22 protein-coding genes are annotated in these 20,909 nt (G+C 72.5%); 14 read left to right on the plus strand and 8 right to left on the minus strand.

Annotated features, from left to right (window positions below; translation table 11 throughout):
• Positions 1–91: 91 nt before the first annotated feature.
• The 3 genes from AB0J93_RS08460 to AB0J93_RS08470 all read right to left on the minus strand — a co-directional run bounded on the left by AB0J93_RS08460 (position 92) and on the right by AB0J93_RS08470 (position 4,024).
• Entirely contained in the window at positions 92–1,462 is a 1,371-nt protein-coding gene (locus AB0J93_RS08460) for a hypothetical protein (protein WP_363920223.1), read from the minus strand.
• Positions 1,463–1,761: 299 nt separating this feature from the next.
• Positions 1,762–2,913, minus strand: a complete 1,152-nt coding sequence (locus AB0J93_RS08465; RefSeq protein WP_363919551.1) for a thiamine pyrophosphate-binding protein — start codon at positions 2,911–2,913, stop codon at positions 1,762–1,764.
• Positions 2,906–4,024, minus strand: coding sequence for a Vms1/Ankzf1 family peptidyl-tRNA hydrolase (locus AB0J93_RS08470; RefSeq protein WP_363919553.1), 1,119 nt, complete (start codon positions 4,022–4,024; stop codon positions 2,906–2,908). The genes AB0J93_RS08465 and AB0J93_RS08470 overlap by 8 nt, the downstream gene beginning before the upstream one ends.
• A gap of 147 nt (positions 4,025–4,171) precedes the next feature.
• On the opposite strand from AB0J93_RS08470, the gene AB0J93_RS08475 reads away from it, so the two are divergent.
• Positions 4,172–4,711 carry a hypothetical protein gene (locus tag AB0J93_RS08475; RefSeq protein ID WP_363919555.1) on the plus strand — a complete coding sequence of 180 codons (540 nt, stop codon included), beginning with the start codon at positions 4,172–4,174 and terminating at the stop codon, positions 4,709–4,711.
• A gap of 77 nt (positions 4,712–4,788) precedes the next feature.
• Here AB0J93_RS08475 and AB0J93_RS08480 read toward each other — a convergent pair whose 3' ends face one another.
• Complete coding sequence (locus AB0J93_RS08480) at positions 4,789–5,133, minus strand: DUF3817 domain-containing protein (protein WP_363919557.1); 345 nt, start codon at positions 5,131–5,133, stop codon at positions 4,789–4,791.
• An 87-nt stretch (positions 5,134–5,220) separates the two neighbouring features.
• On the opposite strand from AB0J93_RS08480, the gene AB0J93_RS08485 reads away from it, so the two are divergent.
• Together AB0J93_RS08485 and AB0J93_RS08490 are read left to right on the plus strand one after the other, a co-directional pair.
• Positions 5,221–6,699, plus strand: a complete 1,479-nt coding sequence (locus AB0J93_RS08485) for a glutamate--cysteine ligase (RefSeq protein WP_363919559.1) — start codon at positions 5,221–5,223, stop codon at positions 6,697–6,699.
• 85 nt (positions 6,700–6,784) lie between these two features.
• Complete coding sequence (locus AB0J93_RS08490; RefSeq protein WP_363919561.1) at positions 6,785–7,912, plus strand: hypothetical protein; 1,128 nt, start codon at positions 6,785–6,787, stop codon at positions 7,910–7,912.
• A gap of 143 nt (positions 7,913–8,055) precedes the next feature.
• Here AB0J93_RS08490 and bla read toward each other — a convergent pair whose 3' ends face one another.
• The gene (gene bla, locus AB0J93_RS08495; protein ID WP_363919563.1) at positions 8,056–8,970 is read right to left on the minus strand and encodes a class A beta-lactamase; all 915 of its coding nucleotides are present in this window, start codon (positions 8,968–8,970) and stop codon (positions 8,056–8,058) included.
• A gap of 134 nt (positions 8,971–9,104) precedes the next feature.
• On the opposite strand from bla, the gene AB0J93_RS08500 reads away from it, so the two are divergent.
• The 5 genes from AB0J93_RS08500 (at position 9,105) to AB0J93_RS08520 (ending at position 12,644) form a co-directional block, all read left to right on the plus strand.
• A complete protein-coding gene (locus tag AB0J93_RS08500) occupies positions 9,105–9,986 on the plus strand; it encodes a LysR family transcriptional regulator (RefSeq protein ID WP_363919565.1) in 882 nt (293 codons plus the stop codon).
• Positions 9,983–10,888: a serine hydrolase gene (locus AB0J93_RS08505; protein WP_363919567.1), complete on the plus strand. Its 906-nt coding sequence runs from the start codon at positions 9,983–9,985 to the stop codon at positions 10,886–10,888. The genes AB0J93_RS08500 and AB0J93_RS08505 overlap by 4 nt, the downstream gene beginning before the upstream one ends.
• A gap of 120 nt (positions 10,889–11,008) precedes the next feature.
• Complete coding sequence (locus tag AB0J93_RS08510) at positions 11,009–11,437, plus strand: hypothetical protein (protein ID WP_363919569.1); 429 nt, start codon at positions 11,009–11,011, stop codon at positions 11,435–11,437.
• 23 nt (positions 11,438–11,460) lie between these two features.
• A complete protein-coding gene (locus AB0J93_RS08515) occupies positions 11,461–11,655 on the plus strand; it encodes a helix-turn-helix transcriptional regulator (RefSeq protein ID WP_363920225.1) in 195 nt (64 codons plus the stop codon).
• Positions 11,652–12,644, plus strand: a complete 993-nt coding sequence (locus AB0J93_RS08520; RefSeq protein ID WP_363919571.1) for an NAD(P)-dependent alcohol dehydrogenase — start codon at positions 11,652–11,654, stop codon at positions 12,642–12,644. The genes AB0J93_RS08515 and AB0J93_RS08520 overlap by 4 nt, the downstream gene beginning before the upstream one ends.
• A gap of 26 nt (positions 12,645–12,670) precedes the next feature.
• Here AB0J93_RS08520 and AB0J93_RS08525 read toward each other — a convergent pair whose 3' ends face one another.
• Positions 12,671–13,648: a hypothetical protein gene (locus AB0J93_RS08525; protein ID WP_363919573.1), complete on the minus strand. Its 978-nt coding sequence runs from the start codon at positions 13,646–13,648 to the stop codon at positions 12,671–12,673.
• Positions 13,649–13,883: 235 nt separating this feature from the next.
• The gene (gene argG / locus AB0J93_RS08530; RefSeq protein WP_363919575.1) at positions 13,884–15,332 is read right to left on the minus strand and encodes an argininosuccinate synthase; all 1,449 of its coding nucleotides are present in this window, start codon (positions 15,330–15,332) and stop codon (positions 13,884–13,886) included.
• A gap of 267 nt (positions 15,333–15,599) precedes the next feature.
• Here argG and AB0J93_RS08535 point away from each other — a divergent pair, with 267 nt between their 5' ends.
• The 5 genes from AB0J93_RS08535 (at position 15,600) to AB0J93_RS08555 (ending at position 18,862) form a co-directional block, all read left to right on the plus strand.
• Entirely contained in the window at positions 15,600–16,598 is a 999-nt protein-coding gene (locus AB0J93_RS08535; RefSeq protein WP_363919577.1) for a hypothetical protein, read from the plus strand.
• Complete coding sequence (locus AB0J93_RS08540; RefSeq protein ID WP_363919579.1) at positions 16,595–16,789, plus strand: hypothetical protein; 195 nt, start codon at positions 16,595–16,597, stop codon at positions 16,787–16,789. Before AB0J93_RS08535 ends, AB0J93_RS08540 begins: the two co-directional genes overlap by 4 nt.
• A 110-nt stretch (positions 16,790–16,899) precedes the next feature.
• Positions 16,900–17,388 (plus strand): nitroreductase/quinone reductase family protein, encoded by a 489-nt coding sequence (locus tag AB0J93_RS08545; RefSeq protein ID WP_363919581.1) that lies wholly within the window; start codon positions 16,900–16,902, stop codon positions 17,386–17,388.
• 109 nt (positions 17,389–17,497) lie between these two features.
• On the plus strand, positions 17,498–18,112 hold the full coding sequence (locus AB0J93_RS08550; protein ID WP_363919583.1) for a GNAT family N-acetyltransferase: 615 nt from the start codon (positions 17,498–17,500) through the stop codon (positions 18,110–18,112).
• Between the two features lie 213 nt (positions 18,113–18,325).
• Positions 18,326–18,862, plus strand: coding sequence for a hypothetical protein (locus AB0J93_RS08555; protein ID WP_363919585.1), 537 nt, complete (start codon positions 18,326–18,328; stop codon positions 18,860–18,862).
• Positions 18,863–18,873: 11 nt separating this feature from the next.
• On the opposite strand, the gene AB0J93_RS08560 is transcribed toward AB0J93_RS08555, so the two are convergent.
• Positions 18,874–19,782, minus strand: a complete 909-nt coding sequence (locus AB0J93_RS08560; protein ID WP_363919587.1) for a LysR family transcriptional regulator — start codon at positions 19,780–19,782, stop codon at positions 18,874–18,876.
• A gap of 81 nt (positions 19,783–19,863) precedes the next feature.
• Between AB0J93_RS08560 and AB0J93_RS08565 the strand changes: the two genes are divergently transcribed.
• The gene (locus AB0J93_RS08565) at positions 19,864–20,850 is read left to right on the plus strand and encodes a DMT family transporter (protein ID WP_363919589.1); all 987 of its coding nucleotides are present in this window, start codon (positions 19,864–19,866) and stop codon (positions 20,848–20,850) included.
• The last annotated feature ends 59 nt before the right edge of the window (positions 20,851–20,909 follow it).

The following is a 20,909-nucleotide window of genomic DNA, read 5'->3' on the forward strand; positions in this document are numbered from 1 at the left end:
TGATCAGCCTGTCGCAGCCGGCGGTGTTCCCGCTCCGTAGGTACTCAATCACGGGATCACGGGTTCGCGAGGATGTTTCGTCAGCCCGGTCTCAACAGATCAGCAGGCCGTGGTGGCCGCCGCCGTCGCGCAGCGCGGCCAGGGCCTCGCCGGTCGCCAGCGGCGCCGGGTTGGGCAGGTCGTACGGCTGGGCGCGGAGCACCTCGGTGGCCCTGCGGGTGGGCACCGAGGTGACCGGGTAGCCGCGCGCCGAGGTGCGGTCAAGGGCCCGCCGCCGCCGGCCGAAACCGGCGACCGCCAGCCACTGCGGCAACCCGGCCAGCGCCGGTGAGCGTACGCCGGGTGGCTCCGGCAGCACGTCGATCGAGGTGAACGACTCACTTCCGGCCAGCCACCACTCCACCTGCTCGACGCTGCGCCGGGTGGCGTTCTCGCACCAGTACGGCACCAGCCCGGCCCGGAGCACCTGCCAGGGGTCGAGCAGTCGCCCGCACTCGACCACCAGCCGGTCACCGGTCTTGCCGGCGGCCCGCAGCCAACGTCGGTACAGGTCCGCGGTGGCCGCGCTGAGCGCCTCCGGCGTGGGCACCAGGATCTGGTGCAACGGATGACCGTGCCGAGCGGTCCAGTCACGTACGCCCCGGTCGAAACCGGACTCCACGCCGTGTTCGGCGGCGGCGGGCGGGGCGGAGATCTCCGGTGGTTCCCAGTGCGCGCTGTCACCGCCGGTCGAGCGCAGCACCTGCCGCAGGGCATGGCTGTCGGGATGGAAGTCCACCGGGTTCAGGCCGCTGGCCGGGCAGCCGAGTTGGAAGCTGTGTCCGTCGGCGGCGTCGACCACCGGCCAGGTCCGGGTGTCCCGCAGCACCAGCACCGGCGCGCCGGGTGCCAGCCGGTCGGTCAGGAAGCTGCGGTACGCCGCCGGCAGCGTCCGCCAGCGGCCGGTCAGCGCCACCGTCGCCCCGGCCAGCGCACCTCGGCTGGCCGGGCAGTGCACCTGCCGTACATGTAGGTCGGGGTTGCCGGCGAGCACCCGTCCGGCGAGCGCCGCGCCGTGGTCCAGGGCGGCACGGGGCCGGTCCACCGCGCCCTGCGGCCAGTGCGCGACCATCTCGAACCCGGCGGGCAGCCAGGGCATGCCCAGCGCCACCGCCAGATGCGCGACGCCGCCGTGCGGGGAACCCAGCAACACCCCGGGATACCGGCGACGCGGGTACTGGTCGACGAACCATCGGGCGACCCGCTCCGCGTCGACCTCGGCGGCCTGCCCGGCGGTGAGGGCGATCCGGCCGGCGGAGCGGATCGCCGCCGCCCGCCGCACCGGGTCGGGCGTACCGGCGAAACGGGACACCGGCCCGGCGTGTCCGAGGTCGGCGCAGTCGCTGCCGCGCATGGCGCGGGCGGTGGCCGCGACCAGGATCCGGGCGGTGCTGCCGACCGCGACGACGCGGTCGCCGGCCATGCCGGCCCCGGCCGCCGTCAGTCCCGGGCGCACCTTGCGCACCGGCCCCACCTTGCCTCGATCGCTCACCACGCGGCCCGGCTTCCCGCCACGATGCGGGTTAAACAGGGCATCTCCCCACCGGGCGGCATCAATCAGGGGATCTTGCCCCTTCCCCCCGACACCGACCACCCGCCCATCGCCGGTGCACCAGCACTGGCCAGCAACATCGGGATTTTGCTTTCTCGCCGTCGCACGTCGCCTGAGGCAGCAACATCCCCGATGTTGTCGCACTTCCCGACGTGTCGGGGAATGCGAGGTCAGGTGGCGTAAGGGGCCGCGAGGGGGCGTTGCGCGTCAACCTCGACCGTCGGGGCGGTGAGACGGTTCCACGAGCCGCGGGTCAGCGCGTCCGTCACCACCTCCAGCACGCACGGCCGGTCGGCGTTCAGCGCCTCGTCCCAGGCCGCGCCGACCAGCTCCGGCCGGTCGACGCGCACCCCGTGCAGGCCGAGCAACCGGGCCCAGCCGGCGTAGGGGACGTCGTCGGTGACCGGCCGGGCCGGATCCAGATGCCGGGCATGACCGGACCGGGTGTTGCACACCAGCACCACCAGGCGCGGATCGGGCCACGCCGGTCGCCGCCGGGCGATGGTGACCAGCTCGGCCAGCCCGTGCGCGCGCATCCCGTCGTCGGCGACCAGGGCGACCACCGGCTGGTCGGGGGCGGCCAGCTTCACGGCGACGGCGTACGGCAACGCACCGCCGGACAACCCGGTCGGACCCATCACGACGCCGCCGCCGGACAACCCGGTCGGACCCACGCCGACGTCGCCGGGTGCGCCCGGGGGGTGCGCGAGGCCGGTCATCGGCAGGGTGCCGTCGACGACCACCGTCGCGGTCGGCGGCAGCCGGGTGGACATCTCGTCGAGCACCAGCCGCGCGGCGAACCCGGTGGCCGGGGACGCGGCCCGCCTCCGGTCGTCCGCCGGCCGGTACGGCAGCACGAGGCCCACCGGGCCGCCACCGCGCGACGCGGCGCGCAGCGCCTCGTCCACCAGCTCCGGCACCCGCACCGGGTCGGCGGCGTACCGGACGCCGTGGCACACCTCGGCGAGCAGTCGCGTCGTGACACCCACCTCGTCGTCCGGGACCGGGCCGGGCTCGGCGACGACGGCGAGCACCGGCAGCCCGGCGCGGCGGGCGGCGTCGAGCCCGGCGAGCAGGCCTGCGGCGGCCACTGCGCCGGCCGCCAGGCAGACGCCCGGCCCGCCGGCGAACCGGGCGTGGCCGGCCGCCATGACAGCGGCGCTGACCGCGTCGCGGGCAGGCACGAACTCCGGGTCGCCACCGGTCGCGTCGAGCGCCTCGACCAGTGCCGCGACCGCCTCCTCCGGGTGACCGAAGACCCGCGGAATCCGCCAGGCCAGCAGCCGGCCGACCACCGCGTCAGCGACGCTCGGGTCAGGCACCGCCCCGTCCCGGGGTGACCTGGTCGACGTAGCGCAGCACCGCGCCCACTCCGTCCACCAGCTGCGGGGCCTCGTCCGGTCCGAGCACGGTCAGCTCGGCGTCGGTGCCCACCAGGGCACGCACCAGCGCCGCGTCGGCCCGGACCCGCTCCGGTTCGGCGACCGTGGCCAGCTGATCCGGCTCGGTGGCGATGTCGGTGGCCGCCGGGCCGATCCAGAGCTGGCCGTCGGCCGACGGGTCGTCGACGATAAGCATCGTGTCGACCTGGTTGCGCTGCAACGCGGCCACCACGGCGTCGAGGCCGGCGCCGACGTCCTCCTGCGTGCCGAAGCGGTCCAGCGCCGCGTTCACCCGCTGGTCGGCCACCTCGGCGATGGTCTGCACGGTCAGGTCGTCCAGCAGGGTCTGGTCGGCACCGCCGGCCCGCGAACCGGCGTCGGTGCGTACCACCATGTCCTGCCAGCGGTCCGGCATCTGGGCGGCGATCATGCCGGTGGCGCGGACGTCGCCGGCCACCACCACCACCTCGGCGCCCACCCGCTCGGCCAGCTCGACGGTCGCGGCGGTGACGTCACCGGCGTTGTGATGCCAGGCCTCCATCGCGGCCCGCTGGTAGCGCGACTGGGACCAGCCGCCGGGCTTGACCCGGCGTAGCTGATAGCTTTCCCGGCCGGCGACGTGCGCCCGCCGGGGCACTCCGCCGGCGCTTACCGACATGGCGTCGGCACCGGTGCGGTCGGCCAGGACCCGCACCCACGCCACCTGCTCGCCGCGCTGCGCCAGCAGCGGCATCACATGCGGCAGCGGGGCGTACGCGGCCAGATCCCGACGCGGCGGGGCGGACAGGTACTCGGAGAGCACCACCTGTCCCCGGGCACCGAACACCGCCAGCCCGTAGTCGCCGGGCATCGGGTCGTGTCCCCGGACCACCCGGTCAATGGCGGCGATCGTCGGCTCGTCCGCCCCCTGCTCGGCCAGTTGCCGTTGCAGGCCACGCCAGCGCAGATCGAGTGCCGCGTGCGCGTCCTCGGTGTCCAGGGAGGCGTCCAGGTACACCGAGCACCACGGGCCTGGACGCTGGTACAGCGGGCGCAGGAAGGACAGCTGCATGCTCGACCCCTTTCCAGCTCGGCCCACCGCTTACCCGCGGCACGGTGCTTGTCACCTGCCGGCAACCGCGTGACCGGTTTTCATTCACGTCGTTCAACTCGGAGGATCGATACGATCTGTAGGCGTAGGCGGACTCTGGGTGGTGAAATGGACGCGACATCGTACTCCCGGCGCAGCCTGCACCCCACCGGGCGGATCCTCACCGCGCAGATCGTGCGCCTGATGGACGGCTACCCCCGGGAGGTGCGGGTGGGGCAGCCGGTGCTGGTGGTGGTGCTCGCCGCGGCCGGCGTGGCGGGCCTGCTGGCCAAGCTGGTGCGGGCCCTGCTCTCGGCCGGTTCCGGGACGGGCCGGCGCAGCTTCAAGGAGCTGAAGAAGGGCCCCGAGTACCTGGTCACCCCGGTTCGCCTGCGCGACGCCGACGGCCGGCTCTACGAGGTGGAGTTGCACGGGCACCTGCCGCAGAGTGCTCTGCATCCGGCCGACCACGTCCAGCTGACCCTGCGCGACCAGGGCGACCCCGACCTGGCACCGAAGATCGAACGGATCGTCAACCTCACCACCGGGCAGTTGCTCCGGCCACGTACGGCCACCATGTGGTCGCATCTGGGGCCCCCGCTGCTGCTTCAGGCGGTGCTGGGCGTGCTGGTCCTCACCACGGTGGCCGCCTGCACGGCGGTGACCTGAGGCGGCCGTGCGACCGTCCGGCAACGCCGACGGCGCGGGTCGACCGCGGGGTGTCGGGGGCCCGGGCCGGCTCGCTCTCAGCCGACCGGGGCGGGCTCCGGGGCCGGCTCGGTGACGTCGAGCATCCCCCGCCGCCGCGCCCAACGCTCGAAGACCACGGTGGCGAACGGCGGCACCGCGCAGGCCAGCGCCACGAACGTGGCCAGCAGGCTCCACCGGTGTACCCGGGCCACCGCCAGCACCAGCACCCCGTAGGCGACGAAGAGCACGCCGTGGATCGGACCGAAGACCTGCACCCCCAGCTCGTTGCCGGGCGGGCCGTACTTGACCACCATCCCGGCCAGCAGGCCAGCCCAGGAGATCGCCTCCGCGATCGCCGCCATCACGAACAGTCGGGTCACCTTGTCACGCACGACGGCCATGCTACGGACCACCCGACCGGTCCCGACTTCCGCAGGTGGCATGGACGTGCGACGTTCGGGGTACCAGCGGTGACAGGGTGGTGACCTATGGGCGAGGAAGTCGGCGTACAGACCTTCAGCCGCCAGGATCGGGCTCGCTACCGGGACAAGGTGCGCCGCTGTCTCGACGTCTTCGCCGAGATGCTGCGCGAGTCCCGGTTCGACGTCGACCGGCCGATGACCGGGTTGGAGATCGAACTCAACCTGGTCGACGCCGAGTCGATGCCGGCGATGCGCAACGCCGACGTGTTGCGGGCCGTGGCCGACCCGAGCTTCCAGACCGAACTCGGCCAGTTCAACGTCGAGATCAACGTCGCGCCGCGGCGGTTGGCCGGCACCGGCACCGCCGAGTTCGAGGAGCACGTACGCGCCGCCCTGAACTCGGCCGATCAGCGGGCCCGCACGGTTGGCGCGCAGCTGGTCATGATCGGCATTCTGCCGACCGTGCTGCCGGAGCACCTGACCGCTGCCACCCTGTCGGCCAATCCCCGTTACGCGCTGCTCAACGAGCAGATCTTCGCGGCCCGGGGTGAGGATCTGCGGATCGCCATCAACGGGGTGGAGCGGCTCGCGGTCACCGCCGACACGATCACGCCGGAGGCGGCGTGCACCAGCACCCAGTTCCACCTTCAGGTCGGTCCCGGCCAGTTCGCCGACTACTGGAACGCCGCCCAGGCCATCGCCGGGATCCAGGTGGCGCTCGGCGCGAACTCGCCGCTGTTCTTCGGCCGGGAACTGTGGCGCGAGACCCGGATCCCACTGTTCCAGCAGGCCACCGACACCCGACCCGAGGAGATCAAGACCCAGGGCGTACGCCCCCGGGTCTGGTTCGGTGAACGCTGGATCACCTCCGTGTTCGACCTTTTCGAGGAGAACGTGCGCTTCTTCCCGGCGCTGCTTCCGGTCTGCGATCCGGAGGACCCGTCCGAGACGCTCGCCGCCGGAGGTGTACCGACCCTGGCCGAGTTGCGGCTGCACAACGGCACCATCTACCGGTGGAACCGGCCGGTCTACGACGTGCTGCGGGGGCGGCCGCACCTGCGGGTGGAGAACCGGGTCCTGCCGGCCGGACCGACCGTGCTGGACACCATCGCCAACGGGGCGTTCTACTTCGGACTGGTCCGGGCGCTCGCCGAGGCCGACCGGCCGCTGTGGTCGCAGATGTCGTTCAGCGCGGCCGAGGAGAACTTCAACACCTGCGCGCGGCACGGCATCGACGCCCACGTCTTCTGGCCCGGGCTGGGCTATCTGCCGGTCGCCGAGTTGGTGCTGCGTCGCCTGCTGCCCCTGGCTCACCACGGTCTGGACCGCTGGGGTGTCGAGCCGGACGAGCGGGACCGGTTGCTCGGCATCATCGAGCAACGCTGCCTCACCGGCCGCAACGGCGCCACCTGGCAGGTGGCGACGCTGCACCGGCTGGAGTCGACCGACCAGCTGGACCGCCCGGACGCGCTGCGTCAGGTGGTCCGGCACTACGTGGAGCTGATGCACAGCAACCGGCCGGTCCACGAGTGGCCGATCCCCTGACCACCTCCCGACACAACGCGTGACGGGTCCGTCACGCCCGCTACCGTGAGTGGGTTTCGTCCGCCGGGTGGAGAGGACCCCGCCGATGTCGCGGTCACCACGTCACGCCATTCCCCTCACCGTCGCCCTGCTCATCGTCAGCCTCCCGCTGCCCGCCACGGCCAGTCCCGGGCTCGCCCAGTCCGCCGCCGCTCCGCGCGCCACCGCCGCCGCGCCGTCCACGTCCACGTTCGTCGTCGCGTCCCACCGGCAGGCAGCCGGTCGCGGCAGTGTCGCCACCACCCCCGGCGAGGTGCGGACCAGTTTGCGCGACAGGGCCACCGGGGCCGCCGTGCGCGGGTGTGTGTCCCTGGTCCCCGTCGACCGCGACCGGCTCACCGTCGTGTTTCTCGGCGAGGTGCAGGACGGCCGGCACGGCGGCTGCACCGGAGTCGACGGTGGCGACGTGCTCGCCAGCAACGTGCCACCCGGCCGCTATCACCTGCTCGCCGAGCCCTACGACAACGCGCAGCACGGCATGCAGTGGGTCGGTCGGTACGGCGGCACCGGCCAGCGGGAGCGCGGCGTGACCATCCACGTGCGTCCGGGCCGGACGGTCACCGCCCCGACGGTCCACTTCGATCCGCCGGGCACGGTCACCGGTCGGGTCACCCGCGCGGCGGACGGCACCCCGGTCTACTTCGGATACGTCCTGCCCCTGCCGGTGGTCCCGCATCCCAAGTACAGCGACTACGGCGTCATCACCGACGACGACGGCCGGTACACGCTCACCGGCCTCGGACCGTACCGCTGGCCGTTGTACTACACCGGTTACGGACTGGCCAGCCAGTGGTCCGGCGGGGTGGCCGACCGCAGGAAGGCCGACACCGTACGGGTCCGGACGGGCACGACAGTCACCAGCAACCAGAAGCTCGTCGCGGGCACCGTGGTCAGCGGCACCATCGCCGTCGACGAGATGCCGAACTACTCCCAGGTGATCGCCTTCCACGCGCGTACCGGCGACGTGACGGGGGTGGTCGATGTCGGTGCCGACTACACGCTGCGGCTGCTGCCGGGGCAGCGGGTGCTGCTGCGGTGCGACTGCGCCCACGTGCCCAGCCGCTGGTTCCCCAACGCCGAGCAGGTGTCCGAGGCGCAACCCCTGCGGATCAGGCATACCCCGGTCACCGCCAACTTCGACCTGACCGGGCCCGCCACGGTCCCGACCCCCTGACGGTCGCCCGGTCCCGGCCAGCGAGCCGTCCGGCGGCGCGGCCGGAACCGGGCCTCATACGAACCCGAGCCAGCGACCGGGTACCGGCCACCAGGACGACCGTCACGGTCACCTGGTGGCCGGTACCCGCCCAAGGGGCCGACTCAGCTCAGCGCCTCGAGGGTGAGCTCGGCGGCCCGGGCGAGCAGGGCGTCGTCGCGCTCGGCGTCGGGCTCAGCCCGGTCGGAGAGCACGGCCAGCACGATCGGTGCCCGGTCCGGCGGCCAGATGACCGCGATGTCGTTGCGGGTGCCGTGGTCGGCCGAGCCGGTCTTGTCACCCACCGCCCAACCGTCCGGCACCCCGGCCCGGATCGTCTTGTCGCCGGTGGTGTTGCGCTTGAGCCAGTCGACCAGCACGGCCCGGTCCTCCGGGTAGAGGACGTCGTCGACCGCGTACGCCCGCAAGGTGGTGGCCAGGGCGCGGGGCGTGCTGGTGTCGCGGCGCTCGCCCGGGACGTACGCGTTCAGTTCGGTCTCCCACCGCACCGGCTCGGTGACCTCGTCGCCGAGGTCGCGCAGTGCCTGCTTGAAGCCAGCGGGGCCGCCGAGCTGCTTGAGCAGCAGGTTCCCGGCGGTGTTGTCGCTGTAGCGCACCGCGGCGTCGGCGACCGCGCGCAGCGACAGGCCGGTGTCGACGTGCCGCTCGGTGATCGGCGAGTAGGTGACCAGGTCGTCGCGGGAGTAGGTGACGACCTGGTCGAGTTCGTCGGTCGAGGTCGCGGCGAGCACCGCACCGGCGGCGAGCGCCTTGAAGGTCGAGGCGTACGCGAAGCGCTCGTCGGCCCGGTGCGTGACGGTGCTGCCGCTGCCGGTGTCGATCGCGTACACGCCGAGCCGGGCGTCGAACTCCCGCTCCAGCGGGGCAAAGTCGACGGCGACCGGCGCAGCGGACGCCGTCGAGGTGGACACCGTCGGCGCCGGCGCGGTCGGGCTGCCCGGTGAGCAACCGGCGAGCAGGCCGAGCGTCAGGGCGGCGGCGAGCGCGACGGCACGGGTGCGGCGGTTGGTACTGGTCACGGCTGGGTCCTTCCCTCGATCAACCGGTCTACCGGACGTCGTCCGGGCGGTCGGCACCCAGATTCGCAGCGCCACCTCATGCTGTCGAAGACACCGGCGAGGGTACCGATGCCGAATCGGCATAGAATGCCGGCGTGGATCTCGTGGCGGCCTGCCAGGCGTTCGTGTCGGTCGGCACCCACGGCAGCTTCACCGTCGGCGCCGCCGTCGCCCGCATCCCCCAGTCGGTGGCGAGCCGACGGGTGGCCGCGCTGGAGCGGCACCTCGGTGGACGGCTGTTCGAGCGCACCTCGCGCAGCGTCACGCTCACCCCGTTCGGGCGGGACATGCTCGCCTCGGCCCGACGAATCGTCGACCTGGCGGAGGCGATGCAGCACGACGCCGAACGAGCCCGGTTGCGCCCGTTCCGGCTGGCCGTGCCGGCGGTCTGCGCACCCCGGTCGCTGGCCCGGCTGGTGGTCGAGGCCCGCCGGCACGACCTGCACCTGGAGCTGCGCCGGGGCGAGCCGGCGGAACGGGCCCGGCTGCGGCAGGGGCACGAGGTGCGGGCCGCGCTTGTCTGCGTACCGCCGGACGAGGCCGCGTGGCGGGTGCCGCTCGGTCTCGCGGGCGGCACCGACCCGGATGTCGAGGTGGTGCGGCTGGAGACGTTGCGTGCCCCGCGCGCGGACCGCCGGTCCCGGCGGCGTCGGGTCTGGATCTCGCCGGAGGACGATGTGCCGCACGTCCGTGACCCGCTGACCCGACTGCGCGACGCCGTCGGGTTGCAGCCGACCCAGGTGGCGGTCGCGGCGTCCATGGTCGACGCCGCCGCCGAGGCGCTCGCCGGCACCGATCTGGTGCTCTGCTCCCCCGCCGAGGCGCACGAACTCGGACTGCACTGGCGGCCCCTCGGCGAGCTCCGGCCGGTCCGCGGCTACCAGGTGACGGCCGGTGTCCGGGAGGACGCCGAGCGGCTGCGCGACGCGTTGGGTGCCGCCGTGGCCCGGTGTCTCGGCGTGACGGAGGCGGCGTGACCGTCGGCCGACTGCTCCGCACCGCCCGGGAGACGCTGCGCGACGCCGGGCTGCGCGGCTGTCTTCTGGTCCGCGACCTCGACTCCGGCGACGAGTTGGGTCTGGACGACGACGCGGTGCTGCCCGTCGCGTCGTTGGTGAAGGTGCCGCTGGCGGTGGCCACCGTGGACCGGATCGTCCGCGGTGAACTCGACGGTGCCGGCGCGGTCACGGTGGCGCCGGGCCGGGTGCGCACGCCCGGTCCCACCGGGTTGAGCCGGTTCCGGCACCCGGCCACCGTGGCGGTCGACGACCTGCTCTACCTCAGCGTCGCGATCAGCGACGAGGTGGCCTCGGACGCACTGTTCGCGTTGACTCCGCCGACGGCGGTCGCCGACGCGCTGCGCCGCTTCGGCGTCGACGGGATCAGCATCCGGCACCACACCCGGGACCTCACCGACACTCCGGCCGAGCGGCTCGCGCCGGAGGTGCACCTCGCGCACTCCCTCGCTGCGTCCGCGGCCACCGCCGGTCAGGGTCATCCCGTCGCCCAGTTGGACGTGGGTCGGGCCAACTCCGGCTCGGCCCGGGCCTTCGTCGAGCTGCTGCACGCGCTGTGGCGTCCGTCGCGGATCCCGACCGCGGTGGCCGCCCGGGTACGCGAGTTGATGGGTGACAACCTGCTGCGTCAGCGGCTCGCCCCGGACTTCAGCTCCGACGCCTCCCGCTGGTCGTCGAAGACCGGCACGCTGCTCAACCTGCGGCACGAGGTCGGCGTGGTGGAACACGCCGACGGGCAGGCGTACGCCGTGGCCGCGCTGAGCGAGTCGACGGTGCCCGCGGCCGTGCAGCCGGAGGCCGAGGCGGCGCTGGCGCAGGTGGCTCGGGACCTGCACGACGCGCTGCGCGCCGCACGACGCTGACCCGGTGAGCAATCGTGACCACCCGGCGACCACCCGACTTGAGATGTAAAACTTTCTAGACATGATGTCAAAGACGCCTTACTCTCATGATGTCAAGGATTCTTTACATCGGGAGTCGTGATGACGCACCAGGAGAAGCGGGCCTGGATCATGCTGGTGGTCAGCGTGGTCGGCTACGCCGTCTACGTGGCCGTGGTCCTCAGTCGGGTCGACGAGGGGCGACTGACCACGACGCCGTACGCCGGCGCTCTGCTCTGGACGGTCGGCGGCGCGATCGCCGCCAGCATGCTCCTCGAGATCGGGATCGGCGTGGTGAACCCACGCGCCTCGCGGGTCAGCGACGTACGCGACCGGGAGATCGGGCGGTTGGGTGACCACGTCGGGCAGGCGTTCGTGGTGATCGGGGCGGTGTCGGCGATGCTTATGGCGCTGGCGCAGTGGCACTGGTTCTGGATCGCCAACGTGATCTACCTCTGCTTCGTGCTGTCGGCCGTGGTCGGCTCGCTGGCGAAGGTGATCGTCTACCGCAGGGGCGTGCCGCAGTGGTGAAGCCGACCCGCGTCACAAACAACATCCGGGCACTGCGGTTCGCCCGCGACGAGATGACCCAGGCCGAGCTGGCCGAACGACTCGGCGTGACCCGGCAGACCGTCATCGCCATCGAGCAGGGCCGCTACTCCCCCTCGCTGGAGATGGCCTTCCGGATCGCCAACGTTCTCGGCGTCCGGCTCGACGACGTGTTCCAGTACCCCGAGGAGGCATCGTGAAAGCCATCGTGCACGACCGCTACGGTCCGCCGTCCGCGCTCCGACTCCGCGACATCGACCGCCCCGGCATCGGCGACCGGGAGGTGCTGGTGCGGGTACACGCCGCCGGTGTCGACCCGGGAGTGTTGATCTTCCTGGCCGGGCGGCCCTACCTGGTACGACTCGCCTCCGGGCTGCGCCGACCCCGGGTGCCGGTACTCGGCCGCGACGTGGCCGGCGTGGTGGCCGAGGTCGGCACCCGGGTGACCCGCTTCCGGCCCGGCGACGAGGTGTACGGCACCTGCCTGCGCGGGTCGTACGCCGAGTTCGCGGCCACCCACGAGCGGCGGCTGGCCGACAAGCCGACCAAGCTGACCTTCGCCCAGGCCGCCGCCGTACCCGTCTCCGGGATGACCGCGCTGCGCGCCGTCCGCGACACCGGCCAGGTGCGGCCAGGCCATCGCGTGCTGGTCATCGGCGCCTCCGGCGGCGTCGGTCACCAGGCCGTGCAGATCGCCAAGGCGTACGGGGCGACGGTCACCGGCGTCTGCGGCCCCACGAAAACCGATTTCGTCCGCTCCCTCGGCGCCGACGACGTGCTCGACCACACCCGCGAGGAGATCGACCGGGACGGCCCGGTCTACGACGTGGTCATCGACACCGGCGGCAACCGTCCGCTGGCGCTGCTGCGACGCGCGCTCACCCCACGCGGAACACTGGCCCTGGTCGGCGGGGACTGGACCCGGGGGCCGCTGCTCGGCGGCTACGGCCGGCAGATGTTCGGGGCGCCGCTGCTGTCGACGGTCGTCGGTCACCGGCTGCGCGCCGTCAGCGCTGGCGAGCGCACCGAGGACCTCGACCGGTTGCGTGACCTCGTCGAATCCGGCGCGCTCACCCCGCAGATCGACCGCAGCTTCCCGCTCGCCGAGACGGCGGACGCGCTGCGCCACTTCACCGACCGGCACCCGGCCGGCAAGGTGGTGGTCACCGTTTCCGACGCGGCCACATAGCCGGTCACAGTCGCCGTGCCGGAGCGCTACCGGAAGAGCGTGGCGCGCCCGGCCCGGCTGCCCACCAGGCGACCCCGGATATCCAGGTCGTTGACCGCGTCCGTGTCACCGAGCCCATGGGCGGTCAGGTCGATGGCGTGCCCGGCCCACCACAGGACGGGTCGTCGGGCACCGGCGGCGGTGTCGGCGCTGCCGAGGACCACCCCCAGGTCGTTCACGGCGGTCGCCCGACTCGTCGCGCCGCCAAGCGTGCCCAGGTCGGTCAGCACCCCGGCGCGCCAGCGGAAGGCCCGGCCGCCGTCCACGCCGACCACATGGCCGAGGTTGTTGATCGCCGTCGCCTGGTCGCCGACGGGGGTGACGACGCCGTCCCGCAGCCGGCCTCCCACGCAGGTGCACGGGTAGTCGTACGGCGGGACGTTGAAGGTGCCCACCACGTCACCCCGGTTGTTGAACCCGGTGGTCAGCTCGTAGAAGTCCTGCCGGCCCAGGTCGGTGATCGCACCTTCCTGCCATACGACCCGGTGCGGTATGTCGGTGACCGGGTTGCTCAGCCCGAGCACCTGCCCCCGGTCGTTGACGGCGACCGCCTCGCTGTAGTCGCCACCGAGGGTGCCCAGGTCGATCATCTGGCCGTTACGCCAGAGCACCGCCCGGGTGATCTGCTCCGGGCCGGTGGAGGTGCCGACCACGTCGCCACGCTCGTTGACGTCGACGGCGCTGGACTCCACGTGCCCCGGCAGCACGCCGAGGTCGGTCATCACCCCGTTGCGCCAGACGAACGCGTGCCGGGAGCCGTCGGCCGTCAGGCTCCAGCCGACGACCGTGCCCCGGTCGTTCGTCGCGGTGGCGGCGCTGGCGGCACCGCCGAGGGTGCCCAGGTCGACGGCGCGGTAGGCGTACGCCGCCGGGGCGGCGGAGGCGGCGGCGGGCAGGACGGTCAGCGCGGACGCGACGAGCACGGACGCGGCCACGGCGGCGGACAGGCGGGTGGGATACCTCAACGGGTCCTCCTCGGGAGCGATGACGGACCGACGCCACCTTCGATCTCATGAACGTTGCGCGATCAGTCGATTACGCAAAGTAGATCGAACATCCGAGAAGGTCACCTCGGTCGATCGGTCATCGAACGGTGGCCGCGCGCTGCCCGCCACCGTTCAAGTGGCCCCAAGACCCCAGGTGCCGTCGACGGCGGACGACCGTCGACGGCGGGCGGCTAGCCGGGCCGGAGTCGGTCGGTCAGTCGACGCCGAACTCCATCGCGGCACGGTCGAGGGCCTCGTCCTCCGCCGACGGGACGCCCCGGGAGGCGATGGCCTCCGCGCCGCCCTCCGGCATCGCGCCGATCAGCCCGGTCGAGGCCGCCTGGGCCGCACCGACCACCCGCTGCGGAGCGCCGCCGACCATGCCCAGGTGCGCGTACTGCTCCAGCTTCGCCCGGGAGTCGGCGATGTCGAGGTTGCGCATGGTGAGCTGACCGATGCGGTCGGCCGGGCCGAAGGCGGAGTCCGTCGTACGCTCCATCGACAGCTTGTCCGGGTGGTAGCTGAAGGCCGGCCCGGTGGTGTCCAGGATCGAGTAGTCCTCGCCCCGACGCAGCCGCAGCGTCACCTCGCCGGTGACGGCGGTGCCGACCCAGCGTTGCAGCGACTCGCGCAGCATCAGCGCCTGCGGGTCCAGCCACCGGCCCTCGTACATCAGCCGGCCCAGTCGGCGACCCTCGTTGTGGTAGTTGGCCAGGGTGTCCTCGTTGTGGATGGCGTTGACCAGCCGCTCGTACGCGGCGTGCAGCAGCGCCATGCCGGGCGCCTCGTAGATGCCCCGGCTCTTGGCCTCGATGATCCGGTTCTCGATCTGGTCGGACATGCCCAGCCCGTGCCGGCCGCCGATGGCGTTGGCCTCCAACACCAGGTCGACCGCGCTGCCGAACTCCTTGCCGTTGATGGTCACCGGCCGGCCCTGGTCGAAGCCGATCGTGACGTCCTCGGTGGGGATCTCCACCGTCGGATCCCAGAACCGGACACCCATGATCGGGTTGACCGTCTCGATGCCGGTGTCGAGGTGTTCGAGGGTCTTGGCCTCGTGGGTGGCACCCCAGATGTTCGCGTCGGTCGAGTACGCCTTCTCGGTGCTGTCCCGGTACGGCAGGCCCCGGGCCAGCAGCCACTCCGACATCTCCTTGCGGCCACCGAGGTCACTGACGAAGTCGGTGTCGAGCCACGGCTTGTAGATGCGCAGCTGCGGGTTGGCCAGCAGGCCGTAGCGGTAGAACCGCTCGATGTCGTTGCCCTTGAAGGTCGAGCCGTCGCCCCAGATCTGCACGTCGTCGGAGATCATCGCCCGCACCAGCAGCGTGCCGGTGACCGCGCGGCCCAGCGGCGTGGTGTTGAAGTACGCCCGCCCGCCTGTGCGGATGTGGAAGGCACCGCAGGTCAGCGCGGCCAGCCCCTCCTCCACCAGGGCCGCCCGGCAGTCGACAAGTCGGGCCACCTCGGCGCCGTAACTGAGCGCCCGGTCTGGCACCGAGGCGATGTCGGGCTCGTCGTACTGGCCGATGTCGGCGGTGTAGGCGCACGGGATGGCGCCCTTGTCGCGCATCCACGCGACCGCGACGGAGGTGTCGAGGCCGCCGGAGAAGGCGATGCCGACACGTTCACCGGTGGGCAGGGAGGTCAGGACCTTGGACACGAGGAAAAGTATGCACTAGGACGCATGGTCATGCAAACGCATCCTCGGGATTTTCCGACGACATCAACCCGCACGCGCCGACCTGGGCGACATCACCGTGGGGCACGCCCACCCACAGCGACCACCGGGCCGCGCGTCGCAGCCGGATGCACCTCGAAGCGGGCAAGCAGAACGAACACACCTTCGGCCTTGCCGACTAATTGGCCCCGACATCGGTCCATCCACCATCATCGGAATTCACCCTCCGTGATGATAAGGAGCGTTTCCGTGACGAGAACCGATCGGCGCACAAGTCATCCCACCGCCGCTGACGAGATCCGACTGCCGTCCGAGCCCCGCGCCACCTCCCTGTTCGTCCCCGGGCAGACCCCACGCCGACGCTGGCTGATCGTCCTGCTCAGCGTGCTGGGAGGCTTCCTGCTCACCGTCGTCTGGTCGGCGGAGTTCGTCGACCAGACCATCGGCGACAACATCGCCAACACCATGCTGGGCCACGACGCCAAGGAGACTCCGCTGAGCGGGGTCGTCGCGGGCGTGATCTTCGCGTTCGTCTCCGGCGTCGCTGGCACCTTCACCGCCTGCAACGTCGCCGCCTTCGGCGCGCTCGCCCCCTTGGCCGGCACCTCCGGCGGCCGGCTGACCCGTTTCCTGGCACCGCTGCGCCCCCTGGGTTGGATGGCCGTCGGCATGATCGCCGTCTCCGCCGCGTACGGCGCGGTCGTCGGGCTTGTCGGAACGTCGATGCCCCAGTTCTCCACCGTCCCCAACACGCCCGGATCGCTGTCGCCGCGCAGCATCCAGTCCATGGTGGTCTTCGGCCTCATCGGGCTGATCATGATCTACCTGGGACTGGCCGCGCTGCGGGTGCTGCCGGATCCGTTCGCCCGGATCTCCCGCCGGTATCCCCACGCTCCCCTGGTCTTCATGGGCGCGCTCATCGCCGGCTTCCTGATCGGACGGCCCTTCGCCCTGTTCCGCCAGATGTTCCGTGACGCCGCGGAGAGCGGGAACCCGCTGTACGGCGCCGCGGCGTTCACTCTCCAGTCGATCGGCAACATCGTCATCATCGCGGTGCTCTTCCTCCTGATGGCCTGGTTCGCCGGCAGCAGGCTCCAGAGCTGGTTCGCCGCCCGCCCGTCCCGGCTGGCGGCCACCATCGCGGTGGCGTTCCTCGTCGCGGGCGCCTTCACCTTCCTCTACTGGGACGTCCGGCTGCTCGCCCGCCGCGAGATCATCCCCTGGTACCCCACCGCACCCTGGTCGTGACCGACGAGATGTCCGCGCGACTGCTCACGCGGCTCGGCGCTCCGGCCCTTGTCGAACTGACCGCGTTCGTCGCGGCAGCGAACCTCGCCGCGCGGATGAACGTCGCGCTCGGCGTCGAATCACAGGAGTTCTCCGCCGCGTGCGGCCTGCCGCCCCTGGCGCAGCCAGCCGGTGCGCACTCGCGGACCTGAACCAGACGGCGCGTACGCCGGGCCACACCTCGGGACTTCCGTCCCTTCGAGTACGGCCACCAGCGTCGTAGCGTCGAGCCGAGGGAGGCCGGACACGGGGAGGACCGACCATGGAGCAGATCAGCGACCGCCGGCTCCACCGGATGAAGCGGTGGATGTACCGGGGCGGCCGGCCCAACTGGTTGGCGCGGATCATGAACCGCGTCTCCGCCTGGCAGTTCTCGGCGGGCTTCCTCGCACCCGGCAACTGGGTCACCCTGGAGGTGACGGGTCGGCACAGTGGCCGAACGGTGTCGTTTCCGCTGGTCGCCGTCGACCACGACGGCCGGCGGTACCTGGTGTCGATGCTCGGCGAGCGGGCTAACTGGGTACGCAACGTACGGGCCGCCGCCGGGCGGGCGGTGCTGCGGCACGGTCGAAACCGACCGGTGCTGCTGGTGGAGGTGCCCGTCGCGCAACGGGCACCGATCCTGCGGCGCTACCTGGACAAGGCCCCAGGGGCGCGGCCGCACGTGCCGGTCCACCGGGGAGCGCCGCTCGCGGAGTTCGCCCGGATCGCCGCCGACCATCCGGTGTTCCAGATACTGCCCCGATCGTAGGGCCGAGGCGCCGACCGGCACACCGGCTGCGCCGCGAGGTGCTCACGCCGGAGTCGACCCCGACGGCAATCAGGTCGCCAACCGGGGACGGGCATGCGATCGTTTCCCGATGCCCCAACCGGTCCTGCGTACCGATCGTCTGCTGCTGGTGCCGCTCGCCGATCGGCACCTCGATCTGGAGGTCCACCTGGACTCCGACCCGGAGGTGCTGCGCTACCTCCACGGCCGGGCCCGCACCAGGGACGAGGTGGTCGGGTCACACGCGAACCGGATGGCCCTGGCCGAGAAGGTGGACGGCCTCGGCTACTGGATGGCGTTCGGCACCGACGGCGGGGCACGCGGCTCGATACTCCCGGCGACCGAGGACGACGGCGAGTTCGTCGGGCTGATGATGCTTCCGCCGACGCACGGCCCCGACCAGCCGGACGACCCCGCCGTCGCCGAGCTGGGTTACCGCCTCCTGCGCCGGCACTGGCGCAAGGGCCTGGCCAGCGAGGCTTCCCGGGAACTGCTGCGGCACGCGTTCGACACGGTCGGCCAGCACCGGGTGATCGCACAGACCATGGCCGTGAACACCGCCTCCCGCCGGGTCATGGAGTCCGTCGGCCTGCGTCACGTCCGCACCTTCTTTCCCACGTGGGACGATCCGCTGCCCGGAACCGAGCACGGCGAGGTCGAGTACGCGATGACCCGCGACGAGTGGCGGGCCGCCCGACCCAGGTGAGCGGCCCGACCGGAGACCGGACAGCGAGGGGCCAGGGCACGACCCGTGCGGACGGACCGAGGGTGGTGCTCGTGGCACCCGTGAGCCGACCGCCCGAGCAGGGCGCACCCGCCCCGGCAGACCGCGTACCCGCCGACTGGAGGCGGCAGTTGCACCGCTAGTGCGGTGACGGCGGCGAGACTCGGTCGGGCCGGCCCGACGATGATGGTCGGCATGCGGGAGACCGTCGCCATCGCGCTGATCACGTCACTGTCCACGCTGACCGCCGCCGGCCTTACCGGGCTGATCACCGCGCTCACCGTGCGTCGGCAGGTCAGCGGCCAACTCACCGCCGCCCGGGAGGAGCGCGACGCGCAGCGTACGCTCCGCAGGAACCAGGCACGGCGGGACACGTACGTCGGTTTCCTGGCCGCCTGCGACCGGGCCTACCGGGCGTTGGACACCGGGTGGGTCGGACCGGAGACCGCACCCGGCGAGGACGCCCCGTACCGGATGCTGCGCGCGCTCGACGAGGCGTACAACCTGGTGTTGCTGGCCGGCCCGGGCCCGGTTGCGGAGGCCGCCGGGCGGACCGTCCGCAGCGTCAACGAGGAGTACGCCCGGCAGCGCCAGCTATCACGGGAGCAGACCGAGGAAGCCACCCCGGTGGCCGTCCAGCACCGTGCCGAGCACCTCGCCGCGCTGCGCTGCCGGACCGAGCGCCGCGACGCGTTCGTCGCTGTCGCGCGCGGAACGCTGGATCCGACCTGACCCGCCGACCGTCATGCGGTGGTTGGGGTGGGGGCGGAGTGGGCGGCGTCCCGTAGCGCGGCTACCGCCATCCGGGCGGCCGGGGTGTGCTCGACCGCGTCGTGCACCACCACGTGGATGGACCGGGTCGGCGTCGGGCGGAGCAGCCGGATGCAGGTCACGCCGTCCGGCAGGTGTGCCGCGCCGAGCGCGGGCAGCACCGTGAGGCCGATGCCGGCGGCGACGAAGGCGAGTGCCGTCCGGTAGTCGTGCGCCTCGACCCGGAAGGCCGGACGGAAACCGGCGGCGGTGCAGGCTTCGAGGAGGTGGGCGCGGCACCAGCCCCGGGCGAAGTCGTTGTCCACCCAGCGCTCGTCGGCGAGGTCGGCCAGGTCCGTCTCCTGCCGGTCGGCGAGGCGGTGCCCGGCCGGAACCACGGCGACGTACGGGTCGTCGAGGAGGTGGTGGGCGGTGAAGCCCGAACCGGGGTCGAAGCCGGTGCCCGCCACGACCACCTGCACGTCGGCGCGCTCCTCCCGGCTGTCCGGGATGTGTTCGCGTAGTTGCAGGTCGAGCCGTACGCCGGGGAGTTCGGTGAGGATGCCCCGCACCACGTGCGGCATCCACGCCGCGCCCACCGACGCGAAGTACGCGATGGACAGGGCGCCGGTGCGGCCGGTGCGCAGGTCCGCGATGAGCGATTCGGCCGCACCGACCCTGGCCAGTACCCGATCGGCTTCCGCGGCGAGGGCGTGCCCGGCGGCCGTGGGCCGCAGCCCTCGTCCGGCTCGGGCGAGCAGGGTGAGGCCGGTCTCACGTTGCAGTGCGGTGAGGTGCTGACTGACGGCGGAGGGGGTGTAGCCGAGGTTGGTGGCGGCGGCCTGGACCGACCCGGACGCCACGACGGAACGGAAGACCCGGAGGCGGTGAACGTCAAGCACCACCCAACGATAAAGCGCGACTAAACTGTTGTGAAGAAAGAGTCGCTGGTGCTGAATCTTCGGGCGGCCGAGAATCACCTCATGAGCAGCCCGTCGATGACCGAGCCCGCCGCCCCGATCCGGGCCGTCCCCGAGCAGACCGACACCGGGTACGCCCGGCTCGCGGAGCGGCCCCGGTCCTGGCCGATCGTCGCCGCCGCCGGCACCACGGTGCTGTTGTGGGCCTCGGCGTTCGTGGGCATCCGCTTCGCCGGGCACGACTACTCCCCCGGCGCCATGGCGCTGGGCCGCATGGTGGCAGCCTCCGCCGCGCTGAGCGTGTTCGTCGCGTTCACCGCCCGGCTACGGCGCGCCCGAGCGCCGCACGCCGCGACCGGTCGGGACGCCCTGCCCCGTGGTGGGACGTTGGGACTCGTCGCGCTCTGGGGCGTGGCCTGGTTCGGCGGGTACAACGTGGCGCTCAACGCCGCCGAGCGGCTGGTCGATGCCGGCACGGCGGCCCTGCTCGTGGCGGTCGCACCCATCCTGGTCGCGGTGGCAGCGGTGCTCGTCCTGGGCGAGCGGCTCACCGGCCGGCTCGGCGTCGGGGTGGCGGTCGCCTTCGTGGGCGTGGCCCTGATCGCGGCCAGTGGCTTCACCGGGCACGCCGACAAGGTCGGCGTCGCGCTGGCGGTGCTCTCCGCCCTGTTGTACGCCTTCGGCGTACTGCTCCAGAAACGCCTCCTGGCGCGGATGGCCGCGCCGACGATGACCTGGCTCGGCGCGCTGGCCGGGACGGCGGCCCTGCTGCCGTTCGCACCCACCCTGCTGGCAGAACTCGCCGCGGCCCCGGTACCGGCCACCATCGGCGTGCTGTTCCTGGGCGTGTTCCCGACCGCGATCGGCTTCCTCACCTGGGGTTACGTGCTGTCCCGCTGGACGGCGGGGCGCACCACCGCCGCCACCTACCTGGTCCCGCCGGTCACCGTCCTGCTGTCCTGGACGCTGCTGGGCGAGGTGCCGGCAGCGCTGGCCCTGCTGGGCGGCGCGCTCTGCCTGACCGGCGTGGTGTTCGCCACGCGCCGCTGACGGGGGTAGCGCCTCGCGCCGCGTGAGGGGCAGCCAACGGTCGGGCGGCGCACGCCGGC

Origin of the sequence: Micromonospora sp. NPDC049374 (genome assembly GCF_040677165.1) — a bacterium.
In the GTDB taxonomy this organism is placed as follows: Bacteria; Actinomycetota; Actinomycetes; order Mycobacteriales; family Micromonosporaceae; genus Micromonospora.